The following is a 13,419-nucleotide window of genomic DNA, read 5'->3' on the forward strand; positions in this document are numbered from 1 at the left end:
CGGGCGCCGCAGCTCAGCGACTCGGCGGCCCAGCGGCTCAGCGGGGCTCGCTGTCGAACGAGTGCAGCCCGAGCTCGCGGCTGAGCCCTTCCATCAGCGCGGCCCCCCGGACGCTCGTGCCGAGAGCGTCGAGGGGCGGGCTGTACGACGCGGCCCCGAGACGTCCCGGCGCCGAGAGGACGAGGGCGCCCGAGACGCTCGACTTGGCGGGCACCCCGACCTGCCGCATCCACCGGCCGGAGCCGTCGTAGACCCCGCAGGTGGCCATCACCGACACGACGTCGCGGGCGATGGCGGCCGACACGACCTGCTCGCCGGTCACCGGGTTGCGTCCGCCGAGCGCGAGCGTCGCGCCCATGACCGCGAGCGCCTCGGCGTCGACGAGCACGGCACAGGCGCGGGCGTAGGCCGAGACGGCGTCGTCGGCCCCGACGTGCAGGGTGCCCTCCGAGCGCATCAGGTGCGCCAGGGCGTGGTTGCGGTCGCCGAGCAGCATCTCCGAGCCGGCGACGTCGTCGTCGACCTCCAGCGGGCGGCCCGCGAAGGCGACGAGGCCGCGGAGGGTCCGCTCGGCACGGCCGTCGGCGTCGCCCCCGTCGACGAGCGCGGCGGTCAGCAGGGCCCCGGCGTTGACCATGGGGTTCGGCGGACGGCCGGTGCCCCCCTCGAGCTTGATCGCGTCGAAGGCCTCGCCCGTCGGCTCGATGCCGACCGCGTCGATCGCGGCGCCGTCGGTGTCGGCGAGCGCGAGGGCGAACAGGAACGGCTTGACCGCCGACTGGATCGAGAACGCCTGTCGCGCGTCGCCCGCCGCCGTCACGGAGCCGTCGGGCCGCACGAGCGCGATGCCCAGCCAGCCCGGGTCCGCCTCGGCGAGCTGGGGCACGCTGTCGTCGACCTCGCCGCCGTCCACGTCGCGGAGGCCGTCGAGCAGCGCGGCCAGCCGAGCGCGCAGGTCGTCGCCGTGCTCACCGCCGACCCGTCGCGGGGAGGTGGCCGAGGAGGCGCGGGTCGAGGAGTCGGGATCGGTCACCCGCCCATCCTCCCGCGCCTGCTGCCTCCGGGCCCGGCGGAGCGCGATCGGCCAGACTGGGCCGGTGACCACCCCGCACGACGCCGTCGAGATCCGCGCCCTGCCCTACGACCACCCCGACGTGCAGCAGCTCGTGGAGGGGCTGCAGCAGCTCTACGTCGAGCTCTACGGCGGACGAGACGACAGCCCCATCGACCGGTCCGAGTTCGAGCTGCCGCGCGGCACGTTCGCCGTCGCGTACGACACGGCGGGCGGGACGGCGGTCGAGGCGCCGGTGCCGGTCGCGATGGGCGCGTGGCGCCTCCTGCCCGACGGTCGCGCCGAGCTCAAGCGCATGTTCGTGCGGCCCGACCGGCGGGGGCGCGGGCTCTCGCGGCTCGTCCTGGGCTGGCTCGAGCAGTCGGCCCGGGAGGCCGGGGTCGTCGACATGGTGATCGAGACGAACACGGTGCACGCCGAGGCGATCCGGCTCTACGAGTCGGTCGGCTACGCGCCGATCTCCGCCTACGGGCACTACGCCGACGAACCAGGGACCGTGTCGCTCGGCCGCCCGCTCGCCGAGCGCGACTGACCCGGAGCCGCCCGACCGGGCCCGCACCTCCTCGTCGCGGCTGCCCTGCGCCACTCTCAGCACTCGTGCACCGCAGAGCGAGACAGATCCGGCCGCGAGGACGCCCCGGAGGCGGGCATCGGGCCCGCCCCGGAGCGGATCACTCTCACATTGCGGGCCGCACCCCGTGGCACAGCCCTGCGCGGCTCAGCCCTGCTCGAACCAGCCGCGCGGGTGCATGTCCGCGGTCAGGTCGCGCCGCGCCTGCGTCGGCCGCGCCCAGCGCACCCCGTTCGCCAGCACCCGACGGATCTCGGGCTGGTGGTACACCGGGTACTCCTGGTCGCCGGGCGAGAAGTAGAACAGCTTGCCGAGCCCGCGCCGCCAGGTCGCTCCCGAGCGGAACACCTCGCCGCCCGTGAACGTCGACAGGAAGATCAGCTCGTCCGGCGTCGGGATGTCGAAGAACTCGCCGTAGGTCTCCTGCTCGGGGATGACGAGCGGGTCGGGCACGCCCTCGGCGATCGGGTGCGTCGGCGCCACGGTCCAGACGAGCTCGCGCTCGGCCTCGTTCCGCCAGCGCAGCGAGCAGGTGGTGCCGAGGAGGCGCGTGAACGGCTTCGAGTAGTGCCCGCTGTGCAGCACGATCAGCCCCATGCCCGCCTGCACGTGCCGCACGACTCGCTCGACGACCTCGTCGGCGACCTGGTCGTGGGCGATGTGCCCCCACCAGAGCAGGACGTCGGTGCTGGCGAGACGCTCCTCCGTGAGGCCGTGCTCGGGATCGGCGAGGGTGGCCGTCGAGACGTCGACCTCGTCGCCGAGCAGCTCGACGACGCCGTCGGCGACGGCGCCGTGGATGCCGTGCGGGTAGTTCCGGGCGACCGTCTCGTCGCCACGGGTCTCGTGGACGTTCTCGTTCCAGACGACGACCCGCGTCCGGACGGTCGTGCCGCTCGTGACGTCGCTCATCGGACGCCTCCCTCGGACTCGGTGCGCACGCCCGCGTCGACGTGGTCCTGCGGCACCTCGACCTCGCGGCCCTGCTCGGCCGAGGCGTAGATCGCGTCGACGACACGGCTGCGGTGCAGTGCGTACTCGCCGTACCGGCCCTGGTAGCGGGCCTCGCCGCCCGCGGGCGCCGCGCCTCCTGCGGGCTGCCCGCCCGGCTGCGTCGACGCGCCCGACCGCACCGAGGCGATGAACCCCTCGATCACGGTGCGGTGGTGCCCGGCCGGCACGTGCACGGCGGGCCGGGTCTCGGCGGGCTGCCCGAGCACGTCGGAGTAGAGGGTGACCGTGCCGTCGGTCGCGTAGTCGTCGACGTGCAGGCGGGCGCCGCCGGTGGCGCCGAGCAGCTCGACCTCGATGTCCTCGTGCACCTTCGAGTACGAGGCCCACGACGCCTGCAGCTGCAGGCTGCCGCCGTCGTCGAGACGGAGCAGGGCGCTGGAGAAGTCCTCGACGTCGAAGGCGGACCCGGTGGGCGCCGACGAGACTCCGTACACCCGGCCGCCGCGGCCGGCGGCGCCGAGCAGCCCGTAGGCGACGGCGGACACGCTCGTCACCCGCGGCTCGCCGAGCAGGTGCAGGGCGATGTCGAGCACGTGCGAGCCGAGGTCGATCATCGGGCCGCCGCCGGACGCCCCCTTGTTCGTGAACCACGAGCCCATGCCGGGCACGCCGGCCCGCCGCATCCAGCTCGCGCGGGCGTGGTAGACGTCGCCGATCGGGTCGTCGGCCAGCCAGTCGGCGAGGAACGCCACGTCGGCCCGGCGCCGGTGGTTGTAGGCGACCTCGAGCACGCGGTCGGCGTCGCGCGCAGCACGCACCATATCGGCGGCGAGGTCGCCGGTGGTCGCGAGGGGCTTCTCGCAGAAGACGTGCTTGCCCGAGCGCAGGGCCGCCATCGCGATCGGGTGGTGCAGGGCGTTGGGGACGCCGATCGAGACGACGTCCAGGTCGTCCATCGCGACGACGTCCTCCCAGTCGGCGACGAGGCGCTCGACGCCGTAGGCGCTGCCGAGCTCGTGCAGGCGTGCCTCCTCCTGCCCCGCGAGCGCCACGACCCGGGCGCCCGGCAACGACGAGAACGCCTCCAGGTGGGTCGAGCCGGCGAAGCCGAGGCCGATGACCCCCACTCGCAGCTCTGCGGTGTCGGTCGGGCTGGTCTGGTCGGACGTCATCGTTCCCTCTCGTCGTGCGGCGCTGCTCGCGGTGCGTGCTGGTCCGGCGGCCGTCCGACGGACGCGACGCAGCGCCATCCCCTCCACCGTACACAGCCGCGGGGACGGCAGATGCCGACCGGCGAGGGTCGACACGCTGCTCACGTCGTTCGTCACGTGGCGTGTCGCACCCTCACGGTCGGCATCTGCGGGCGAGCCGCGGCCGCGCGCTGCTACAGCGTCGCGAGCGCCGCGTTCAGCGTCGCCGACGGCCGCATCACGGCCTCGGTCGCGGCGGCGTCCGGGTGGTAGTACCCGCCGATCTCGACGGCGGTGCCCTGCGGGGCGATCAGCTCGGAGACGATCGTCTCCTCCTGTCCGCCGAGGGTCGCCGCGAGCGACGCGAACGCCGACGCCAGCTCGGCGTCGTCGGTCTGCGCCGCGAGCTCGTCGGCCCAGTACTTCGCGAGGAAGAAGTGGCTGCCGCGGTTGTCGATCGAGCCGAGCTTGCGACCGGGCGACTTGTTCTCGTCGAGGAACGTGCCGGTCGCGCGGTCGAGGGTGTCGGCCAGCACCTGGGCGCGGGCGTTGCCGGTCGAGGTGGCGAGGTGCTCGAAGCTGACCGCGAGGGCGAGGAACTCGCCGAGGCTGTCCCAGCGCAGGTAGTCCTGGTCGACGAGCTGCTGCACGTGCTTGGGCGCCGAGCCGCCGGCTCCGGTCTCGAAGAGGCCGCCGCCGTTGATCAGCGGCACGACGGACAGCATCTTGGCCGAGGTGCCGAGCTCCATGATCGGGAACAGGTCGGTCAGGTAGTCGCGCAGCACGTTGCCGGTGACGGAGATCGTGTCCTCGCCGCGGCGGATCCGCTCGAGCGAGAAGGCCATCGCGTCGACGGGCGACAGGATCTCGATCTGCAGGCCCTCGGTGTCGTGCTCGGCGAGGTAGCCGCGCACGAGCCCGATCAGGGTCGCGTCGTGGGCACGGGTCTCGTCGAGCCAGAAGACGGCGGGCGTGCCGCTGGCACGGGCGCGGGTGACGGCGAGCTTGACCCAGTCGCGGATCGGGACGTCCTTGGTCTGGCACGCGCGCCAGATGTCGCCGGTGGCGACCTCGTGCTCGATCAGCACGTCGCCGGCCTCGTTCAGCACGCGGACGGTGCCGTCGGCGGGGATCTCGAAGGTCTTGTCGTGCGATCCGTATTCTTCGGCGGCCTGCGCCATGAGGCCGACGTTCGGCACGGAGCCCATCGTCGCGGGGTCGAAGGCGCCGTTCGCACGGCAGTCGTCGAGCACGGCCTGGTAGATGCCGGCGTAGCTCGAGTCGGGGATGACCGCGAGGGTGTCGTGCTCCTCGCCGTCGGGGCCCCACATGTGGCCCGAGGTGCGGATCATCGCGGGCATGGAGGCGTCGACGATCACGTCGGACGGCACGTGCAGGTTGGTCGTGCCCTTGTCGGAGTCGACCATGGCGAGGTCCGGCCCGTCGGCGATGCCCTGGTCGAAGGCCGCGCGGATCTCGTCGCCGTTCGGCAGCGAGGCGAGCCCCTGCAGGATCCCGTTGAGGCCGTTGGCGGGGTCGAGCCCGGCCGCGCGCAGGTCGTCGCCGTACTTCTCGAAGACCTGCGGGAAGAAGGCTCGGATCACGTGGCCGAACAGGATCGGGTCGCTGATCTTCATCATCGTGGCCTTGAGGTGCACCGAGAACAGGACGCCCTCGGCCTCGGCCCGGGCGATCTGCGCGGCGAGGAACTCGTGCAGCGCGGCGACGTGCAGCACGGTGCCGTCGACGACCTCGTCGGCGAGCACGGGGATCGACTCGCGCAGCACGGTGGTCGACCCGTCGGCGCCGACGTGCTCGATGCGCAGCACGTCGTCGGCGGGGAGCACGACGGTCTTCTCGTTCGAGCGGAAGTCGTCGACGCCCATGGTGGCGACGTTCGTCTTCGAGTCCCCGGTCCAGGCGCCCATGCGGTGCGGGTGCTTCCGCGCGTAGTTCTTGACCGAGAGCGGCGCACGGCGGTCGCTGTTGCCCTCGCGGAGCACCGGGTTGACGGCGCTGCCCTTGACCTTGTCGTAGCGGGCCTTGACGTCGCGCTCCTCGTCGGTCGAGGGCGAGTCCGGGTACTCCGGAAGGTCGTAGCCCTGGCCCTGCAGCTCGCGGACGGCGGCCTTCAGCTGCGGCATCGACGCCGAGATGTTCGGCAGCTTGATGATGTTGGCCTCGGGCGTCTTCGCCAGGGCCCCCAGCTCGGCGAGCGCGTCGCCCTGTCGCTGCTCGTCGGTGAGCCGCTCCGGGAACTGGCTGATGATGCGTCCGGCCAGCGAGATGTCGCGGGTCTCGACGTCGACCCCCGCGGTGCGGGCGTACGCCTGGACGATGGGCAGGAACGAGTAGGTCGCCAGCATCGGCGCCTCGTCGGTGAGCGTGTAGATGATCGTGGCCATGCGGCAGGTGCTCCTCTGGTGTCGCGCGTGCGTGCGGTCGCCCCCACGGTACTCGGCGGGGGTCTCTCGACATCAAGATACATGCCCTCTCCGACGGTCCCCTGAGGGGCGGGCGACGGGGACGCGAGACCCTCGAGGAGGCGCAGAGGACGACCGCAGGAGGCGCGGGCCGGCTCAGCGAGGCAGCGGCGGCTCGATCACGCGCGAGGTCACCGACACGACCACCTCGGCGCCCGAGCCGCGCCCTGCCCTGTCGCGCAGCACCGCGGCGACGCGGGCCAGGGTGTCCGGCGTGGCCTGCCCGACGTCGGTGGCGACCGAGGCGGCGACGGTCAGCACTCCCCCGGTCCGCACGACGTCCACGAGGCCGCGGGGCCCGCCGCCGTCGATGCCGTCCGCGACGGCGGTGATCGCGGCGACCACGACCGGCCGCGCGTCGAGCACCTCGACGACGCCCTCGACGCCACGCAGGGCGTCGGTCAGGTCGAGCGAGAGGTCGTCCAGCTCGGCCGCGGCCCCGTCGTCGGGGGCGCCGTCGTGCTGGGCGTTCGCTCGGTCCTCGGTGCTCATGACGCGCCTCCCTCGTCCAGCCACACGTCGTCGACGACGACGTGCACGGCAGCGATGCGCAGCTCGGTGTGCAGCGCGAGCGCGGAGACCGCCGCCGCGCGCAGGGCGCCGGCCGCCTCGCGCAGCGGCACGCCGTACCGCGCGGTCATCGTGAGGGTCACCTCGATCGGGGCGTCCGCCTCCGTGACGTCGCCGTCGAGCTCGCTCGACCGCACGACGACCCCGTCGACGGCGTCGCCGACCTGCCGCAGCAGCCCGCGCACCGCGGCCTCGGTCACGCCGAGGCGCACGCCGGGGTCGGGGTGCCGGAGGGGGATGTCGCGTCCTCCCACCACCTCGGCCTTGATCGACTCGATGAGCCCGGAGATCCAGGTGTCGTCGCGCGACGGCAGGCGCGACGCCTCGTCCTCGAGCGCCGACAGCGAGAGGCCGCGGACCCGCTCCAGCGCCCGCAGCGTCAGGCGGCACTCGGCGCTCGCCTCGATGCCGGGGTCACGAGGCGTGCGACCGCGGTCGAGGTAGTCCTCGAGCTCGTCCAGGGTGCGCCCGTCCACGAGCTCGTCCTGGTCCGCAGGCTGCGGGGGCGCGCCCGGCACGCGCGCGTCGTCGTCGTGGTCGCTCATCGCCAGGCCTCCATCTCGTGGAGCAGGAACTTGCGGGCACGGGCGATCTGCCCGCGGACGGTCGAGACGGGCAGCTGCAGGGCCTCGGCGATCTCCGCGTACGACCAGCCGCCGGTCTCCCGCAACAGCCAACACCGTCGCTGGTCGAGCGGCAGCTTGTCGAGGGCCGTCCACATCGCGTCGAGCTGCAGTCGCGACTCGACGACGCGGTCCGGGGCGGCGGCGCGGGACGCGGGAGCGTCGTGCGCGTCGATGTCGTCGTGGTCGCGGCGCACCCGGAGCCGGTCGATGCTCTTGTTGCTCACGATGCGCATCAGCCAGGGCCGCAGGCGGGACGGGTCCTCGAGGTCGGACAGGCGCCTCCAGGCAGTGAGGAACGCGTCCTGCACCACGTCGTCCGACTCGAGGTCGGTGCCGAGCAGACGGCCGGCGTAGACGCGCATCAGCGGGCCGTGCCGGCGGGCGACGACCTCGAACGCGTGCACGTCCCCGTCGCGGGCGCGGACCGCGAGGGTCGCGTCCGTCGCGGACGAGAGCGGGTCGACGACGGACTCGGGGCCGGGGGCCTCGTCGGGCGTCACGGTGCCGGAGATGTCGTCCTCCTCCGGCTCGGCCCTGCGGCCGAGGTCACGGCCGTCGCGCCTCCGAGGATGCCACCGCACGAGGAGAAGCTGTCCGGCACTGGCCGCTGACCGAGTCGGCAGACAGCCGCGAGGCGCTGTCGACGCGGCCGCCCTGCCCCCGTTCTGGGGCACCTCCTCGACCCGTCCATCCCGCCACGAGTACCGAAGATCCTTCATGTCCTGTGGATCTGTGACGTTCTCGCCTCGGCGGACGTCTCAGAGGTGCACGAGCCCCTCACCAGGAGGCGCGCGCAGCAGGGCAGAGCACCGAGAGGACCACGCATGACCACGACGAGCACAGGACCCGTCACCACGGCGCGACCCACCACCGACGCCGACGCCCCCACGACCGCCGACCGGGCGATCACCGCCGCCCACGACGACTCCCCCCGCCGCCACGTCCGCTCCGAGGACGGCGGCGACGACCTCGGCGAGGCCGCCGCCCGGCTCGAGGAGCTCTACGGCGGTCGCCGGTTCCGGGTCCGCACCAGCACCGAGCCGTTCCGCTGGCGCTACGCGTCGGCCGGCGACGACCGGCTGAGCCTGCGCACCTCGACGATCACGGGCCACCTCCAGGGCGAGGTGCCCTGGTCGACCGAGTACGTCATGTCGTGGTTCCGCCACGGCAGCGGCACCCTCGCCAGCCGTGGCGGCTCGTTCGCGAGCATCGGCGGCGAGCCGTTCCTGCTGCCGGCCGAGACGTCGTTCTCGTTCACCCTGACGCCTCACCGCAACTCGCTGGTGCACGCCTCGGCGGAGTTCCTCGAACAGGTCGCGACCGAGCGGCACGGCGGTCCGCCGCAGCGCGTCCTCTTCCAGCCCGGGCCGACGCTGTCGGCCGAGGCCCTCACGGCCTGGCGGATCAGCGTCTCGGGGGCCACGGCGGCCGTCGTCGACGAGGACGTCCCCCCGCTGACCCGCCTCGAGGGGCAGCTCACGTTCGCGCGGGCGATGCTCGACCTGTTCCCGTGGCGCGCCGTCGACGTGCCGCGCAGCATCCGCACGCCGCGCACGGCCCGGCTCCGCGAGGCGGCCGAGTACGTCCACGCGTACGCCGACCAGGCCATCACGCCGGCGGACGTGGCGAACGCCGTCGGCATGCACACGCGGACGCTGCAGCAGGCCATGAGCACGCACCTCGGGATGTCGCCGACCAGCTACCTCCGGCAGGTGCGGCTCGACCGCGCCCACCGGGAGCTGCTCGACGCGTCCCCCGGGAGGCGCTCGTCTCCGAGGTCGCCCGTCGCTGGGGCTTCGGCAACCTGGGCCGCTTCTCGGCGGCCTACCTCGCCCGCTTCGGCGAGTACCCCCGCGACACCCTGGCCCGCTAGGGCCTCCCCCAGCCAGGGAGGCGACGGCCCTCGTCCAGAAAACGAGCCCCGCCTCCCCGGATGCTGAGAGCAAGCTGACCGACCGTGACACCGCCAGCCCTCGATGCGTCTGAATGATGAGTCCCACACCGGGGCCCCGGACGACCACCCGGTCGTCCACACGAACAACCCACGCACACCACGAACTGAGGAGCACCACATGACCAACGTCGCCCCCGCCACCAACTCCGTCGCGAAGCACACCTCCGACGCCGCGGGCAAGAACACGATCGCCGACGGCGTCGTCTCGAAGGTCGCCGGCATCGCCGCCCGCCAGGTCCCCGGCGTGCACGACCTGGGCAACGGCGCCGCCCGTGCCATCGGCGCGATCCGCAACGCCATCAACCAGCAGGACCGCGGCCAGGGCGTCTCGGTCGAGGTCGGCGAGAAGCAGGTCGCTGCCGACATCGTGATCGTCGCCGAGTACCCCGTCGACCTCCAGCAGGTCGCCGACGAGGTCCGCTCGTCCGTCACCGACGCCATCTCGCAGGTCGTCGGCATGGAGGTCACCGAGGTCAACGTCACCGTCTCCGACGTGTACATCCCCTCCGAGGACGACAACGACTCCGACGACAGCCGCGTCCAGTAATGACTGCGACGAACAGAGGCATGCTCGTCGGCGCGGTCCTCGCGCTGGCAGCCCTGCAGTTCGGCTTCGGAGGCCTCCTCCTGGTCGCCCTGGCGATCGTGATCGGCTACTTCGTCGGTCGCTTCACCGAGGGCAAGCTGGACGTCCGCGGTGTCGCGGACGCCCTCCGCGGGCGGCGGTCCTCGTGACCGCGGCGGTGACGGCCGACCAGGCCTCCCACGGCCGCACCGTGATCACGTCGCGCGCCGTGCGCCGTGTGGTGTCGGCCGTCACCGCGGAGGCACTGGACGCCAAGTCGTCCGACGTGTCCGTGGAGCTGACCGACCGTGACGGCGGGCTCACCCTCGTCGCCAAGGCACCCGTGCGCATCACGCCGCTCGGCCTGCCGAACCGCGCGTCGGGCACCCTGCTGGACCGGCTCACGTCGGCCCAGACCACCATCCGGGAGCGGGTCCGCCAGCTCACCGGCACCGAGGTAGAACGCGTCGACCTGCAGATCACCGGCGCCGAGCTCAGCCAGAGGAGGCGGGTCTCATGAGCACCAGCACCACCTACCGCCGCATCCTCCGCCGGGAGACGCACTCGTCGAGGTCCGGCGTCGCCGTCACCCTCGCCGTGCTGCTCATCCTGGTGTTCGCCTGGATCGGCACCGAGTCCGTCCTGGCCGCCGTCGGCACCGCGCCCCTCCTGGTCGCTCCCGCCGACGCCGCCTCGGCCGTGCTCGGAGCAGCCGGGGCCCCCGTCGGCGCCCTCACCGCGATCGGCGTCGTCGTCGCGATCATCGGCCTCGTGCTGATCGTCGTGTCGCTCGCCCCCGGTCGCCGTGGACGCCGTGCCGCCGGTGCCGACCGCACCGCAGCCGTCGTCGACGACCGGGTCATCGCCCGCTCGCTCGCCCGCACGGCCAGCTTCGCCGGCGACGTCCACCCCGACCGGGTGAACGTCAGCGTCGGCAAGAAGGTCGCGCTGGTCGAGATCGACCCCGTCACGGGTCGCACCGCCGACCTCCGCAGCATCGAGGAGGCGGTCCGCGACGAGATCTCCGGCTACGACTACACCCCGGCGCTCCACCCCCGCGTGAAGCTGTCCAAGAAGAAGGGCAAGGTCGGTCGATGAACGACACCAACCGCGGTCTCAACCGCTTCGTCGTGTTCCTCGTGGGCCTCGTGCTCCTCCTCGCCGGTGCTGCCGTCGCGGTGGGCGCCCTCTGGCCCGACGTGCAGCAGACGGTCTCGGACGGTGCGTCCGACGCGACCGGCCAGGTGACCGACGCCCTCTCGGGCGGCCAGGTCTGGATCCTCTGGGTGACGGCCGCCGTGTGCGCCGTGCTGATCGTCCTGCTCGTCGCGTTCATCGTCCGTCAGGGCGGCGGCCGCACGAGCACGCTGATCGACCTCTCGGAGTCGGACGACAGCCACTCGCCGACCGGCGGCCACGTCGTCGTCGACGCGAAGGTCGCGGCGAACGTGCTCGAGGAGGCCCTGTCGAACACGCCGGGCGTCCTCGCCGCCGACGTCGTCGCGTTCCGCGTCAAGGGCGAGAACGTCCTCCGCGTCACGGTGGACGCCCGTCGGGGCGCTTCGCCGGTCGACCTGCGTCGCGCCGTCGACGAGGCGGTCGTCCGCTGGGACGAGCTGCTCGGCACGGTCACCCCGGTGGTCGTGCAGATCAACGGCGGCCTCCGCACGCAGATGTCGTCGGCCACGCGCCTCGACTGACGCTGCAGCACCCCGCACCACCCCGGACGGCCCTCGCTCTCGCACGAGGGCGGGGGCCGTCCGCGTCCCGCCAGGGACGCCCGCGTCGACTCGACCGCCAGGCCGACCTCGACGACCACGTCGACCTCGACGCCCGGGAGCAGCCACCGCCGCTCCCCCCAGACTCCGGACCCCCACGGTCCGCACCCTCCAGGAAGGACGGCCCCCCGTGACCGACTCCGCGCACCACGTGACCCCCATCGACCTCGACGACGCAGGCCCCGCCGAGGCGGAGTCGCCCGAGCAGGCCCTGCACCGCATGATCGCCGTGACCGCGCTCGGCACGACGGGCGTGCACAAGCTGGGCACCACGGCCGCCCGCGTCGCCGGCGCCCTCCGCACCGCCGTCGGCGCCACCTCCACCCCCGGCATCCGCACGAGCACCACCGACGCCGGCCTGCTGGTCGAGGTGTCGGTCGTGGCCGAGTACCCCGCGAAGGTGACCGACGTGGCCGACCACGTCCGCACCGCGGTGCAGCACGCCGTCGGCCAGGTCGGCGACGAGGCCGTCACGGTCGACGTGGCCGTCACCGACGTGCACGGCCCGTTCGACGAGGCCGACGAGGCCCGCCGTCAGGCCGCCGCCGAGAAGCGCGGGGCCGCCCTCGCCGACGCCCGCGACTCGGCGAAGGCCAAGGCCGGGCAGGTCCGCGACACCGTCGCCGACCGCGCCGGCCAGGTGGGCGAGGCCCTGAAGGAGGGGGCCGACAAGGCCTCCGACACGATCCAGGAGAAGGCCGCCCAGGTCGCCGACAAGGCCGACGAGGTCCGCGAGGCCGCGTCCGACAAGGCCGACGAGCTCGGTCAGCAGGCGAGCCGCAAGGCCGACGAGCTCGGCGACCAGGCCCGTGACCTCCGCGACGAGGCGAGCCGTCGCGGCGACGACGCCGCAGCGAGCGCAGGAGGCGCCGCCTCCGACGCGGGGGACGCCGCCGGCGACCTGCTGGACGCCGCCCGCACCCGCGCCGCCGATGCTCTCGACTCCCTCTCGGACGCCTCCGACCGGGCCGGCGACGAGCAGGACCGCGACCGTGCCGAGACCGTGAGCGACGCCTCCTCGTCCACCCGCGCCTCCTCGCCGGGCTCCGACGACGTCGTCACCGACGTGCCCGACGGCACGACCGTGACGGTCACCGTCGAGGACGGCGACACCACCGTCGTCGTCGACACGGCGGACGACGCTCGCCGCGACGGCGACACGGACGACCAGGGCACCTCCGCCCGCTGACCCGCACCTCCTCCACCACCACCTGACCGCGAGAGGCGACGACGATGTTCGGACGCACGACCATGTCCACCCGACGGGCCCGGCCCCGCGCTGTCTGGGCAGCGCTCGTCACCTCCGCGGTGCTCTGCTTCCTGATCGTGGTGGGCGTCTTCGTTCCCGTCCTCGGTCTCATCGGGGCCGCCGACGGCGGCACCGCAGGCGCACTCGACGTGCCGGTCGGCTCCATCGCCGCGGCCGCCGTGATCGGCTACCTGCTCGCCGTCGTGCTGCTGGCGCTCATCCTCGTGGTCCGCAACGGGGCGCTCGCCTGGGTGCTCGGAGTCGCCGCCGTCATCTCGACGCTGCTCGTGTCGCTCTGGCCCCTGCTCGCGACCGCGCTGGCCGGTGTCGACCAGGCGCGCGACGTCGGCCCCTTCATCCAGGAGCTCCTCCAGCGGTTCAGCTGACCCGCCCTCGACGTCGTCAGG

At 73.4% G+C, this 13,419-nt stretch carries 16 protein-coding genes; 9 read left to right on the forward strand and 7 right to left on the reverse strand.

Features of this window, described 5'->3' with window-relative positions:
* Positions 1-37: 37 nt before the first annotated feature.
* The gene (gene glsA / locus ACZZ97_RS10835; RefSeq protein WP_463473153.1) at positions 38-1,033 is read right to left on the reverse strand and encodes a glutaminase A; all 996 of its coding nucleotides are present in this window, start codon (positions 1,031-1,033) and stop codon (positions 38-40) included.
* A gap of 64 nt (positions 1,034-1,097) precedes the next feature.
* On the opposite strand from glsA, the gene ACZZ97_RS10840 reads away from it, so the two are divergent.
* Entirely contained in the window at positions 1,098-1,604 is a 507-nt protein-coding gene (locus ACZZ97_RS10840; RefSeq protein WP_314102850.1) for a GNAT family N-acetyltransferase, read from the forward strand.
* A gap of 186 nt (positions 1,605-1,790) precedes the next feature.
* On the opposite strand, the gene ACZZ97_RS10845 is transcribed toward ACZZ97_RS10840, so the two are convergent.
* From ACZZ97_RS10845 to ACZZ97_RS10870, 6 genes are all read right to left on the reverse strand, one after another.
* Positions 1,791-2,555, reverse strand: coding sequence for a ThuA domain-containing protein (locus tag ACZZ97_RS10845; protein WP_463473154.1), 765 nt, complete (start codon positions 2,553-2,555; stop codon positions 1,791-1,793).
* Positions 2,552-3,769, reverse strand: a complete 1,218-nt coding sequence (locus ACZZ97_RS10850) for a Gfo/Idh/MocA family protein (protein ID WP_463473155.1) — start codon at positions 3,767-3,769, stop codon at positions 2,552-2,554. Before ACZZ97_RS10850 ends, ACZZ97_RS10845 begins: the two co-directional genes overlap by 4 nt.
* 212 nt (positions 3,770-3,981) lie before the next feature.
* Positions 3,982-6,192: an NADP-dependent isocitrate dehydrogenase gene (locus ACZZ97_RS10855; protein WP_463473156.1), complete on the reverse strand. Its 2,211-nt coding sequence runs from the start codon at positions 6,190-6,192 to the stop codon at positions 3,982-3,984.
* Between the two features lie 174 nt (positions 6,193-6,366).
* Positions 6,367-6,762, reverse strand: coding sequence for a hypothetical protein (locus ACZZ97_RS10860; RefSeq protein WP_463473157.1), 396 nt, complete (start codon positions 6,760-6,762; stop codon positions 6,367-6,369).
* On the reverse strand, positions 6,759-7,385 hold the full coding sequence (locus tag ACZZ97_RS10865) for a hypothetical protein (RefSeq protein ID WP_463473158.1): 627 nt from the start codon (positions 7,383-7,385) through the stop codon (positions 6,759-6,761). The genes ACZZ97_RS10860 and ACZZ97_RS10865 overlap by 4 nt, the downstream gene beginning before the upstream one ends.
* Entirely contained in the window at positions 7,382-8,047 is a 666-nt protein-coding gene (locus ACZZ97_RS10870) for an RNA polymerase sigma factor (protein ID WP_314102081.1), read from the reverse strand. Before ACZZ97_RS10870 ends, ACZZ97_RS10865 begins: the two co-directional genes overlap by 4 nt.
* Before the next feature lie 243 nt (positions 8,048-8,290).
* Here ACZZ97_RS10870 and ACZZ97_RS10875 point away from each other — a divergent pair, with 243 nt between their 5' ends.
* The 8 genes from ACZZ97_RS10875 (at position 8,291) to ACZZ97_RS10910 (ending at position 13,398) form a co-directional block, all read left to right on the forward strand.
* Positions 8,291-9,406, forward strand: coding sequence for a helix-turn-helix transcriptional regulator (locus ACZZ97_RS10875; RefSeq protein WP_463473159.1), 1,116 nt, complete (start codon positions 8,291-8,293; stop codon positions 9,404-9,406).
* Between the two features lie 132 nt (positions 9,407-9,538).
* Entirely contained in the window at positions 9,539-9,967 is a 429-nt protein-coding gene (locus ACZZ97_RS10880) for an Asp23/Gls24 family envelope stress response protein (protein ID WP_123547932.1), read from the forward strand.
* Complete coding sequence (locus tag ACZZ97_RS10885; RefSeq protein WP_123547931.1) at positions 9,967-10,155, forward strand: DUF2273 domain-containing protein; 189 nt, start codon at positions 9,967-9,969, stop codon at positions 10,153-10,155. The genes ACZZ97_RS10880 and ACZZ97_RS10885 overlap by 1 nt, the downstream gene beginning before the upstream one ends.
* The gene (locus ACZZ97_RS10890; protein WP_123547930.1) at positions 10,152-10,505 is read left to right on the forward strand and encodes an Asp23/Gls24 family envelope stress response protein; all 354 of its coding nucleotides are present in this window, start codon (positions 10,152-10,154) and stop codon (positions 10,503-10,505) included. The genes ACZZ97_RS10885 and ACZZ97_RS10890 overlap by 4 nt, the downstream gene beginning before the upstream one ends.
* Complete coding sequence (locus tag ACZZ97_RS10895) at positions 10,502-11,083, forward strand: hypothetical protein (RefSeq protein ID WP_463473160.1); 582 nt, start codon at positions 10,502-10,504, stop codon at positions 11,081-11,083. Before ACZZ97_RS10890 ends, ACZZ97_RS10895 begins: the two co-directional genes overlap by 4 nt.
* Positions 11,080-11,685, forward strand: a complete 606-nt coding sequence (locus ACZZ97_RS10900) for an RNA polymerase alpha/RpoL/Rpb11 family protein (protein WP_192040954.1) — start codon at positions 11,080-11,082, stop codon at positions 11,683-11,685. Before ACZZ97_RS10895 ends, ACZZ97_RS10900 begins: the two co-directional genes overlap by 4 nt.
* 208 nt (positions 11,686-11,893) lie before the next feature.
* On the forward strand, positions 11,894-12,952 hold the full coding sequence (locus ACZZ97_RS10905) for an Asp23/Gls24 family envelope stress response protein (protein ID WP_314102084.1): 1,059 nt from the start codon (positions 11,894-11,896) through the stop codon (positions 12,950-12,952).
* Between the two features lie 44 nt (positions 12,953-12,996).
* On the forward strand, positions 12,997-13,398 hold the full coding sequence (locus tag ACZZ97_RS10910; RefSeq protein ID WP_209561503.1) for a hypothetical protein: 402 nt from the start codon (positions 12,997-12,999) through the stop codon (positions 13,396-13,398).
* The last annotated feature ends 21 nt before the right edge of the window (positions 13,399-13,419 follow it).

Source organism: Frigoribacterium sp. AC512, assembly GCF_979258295.1.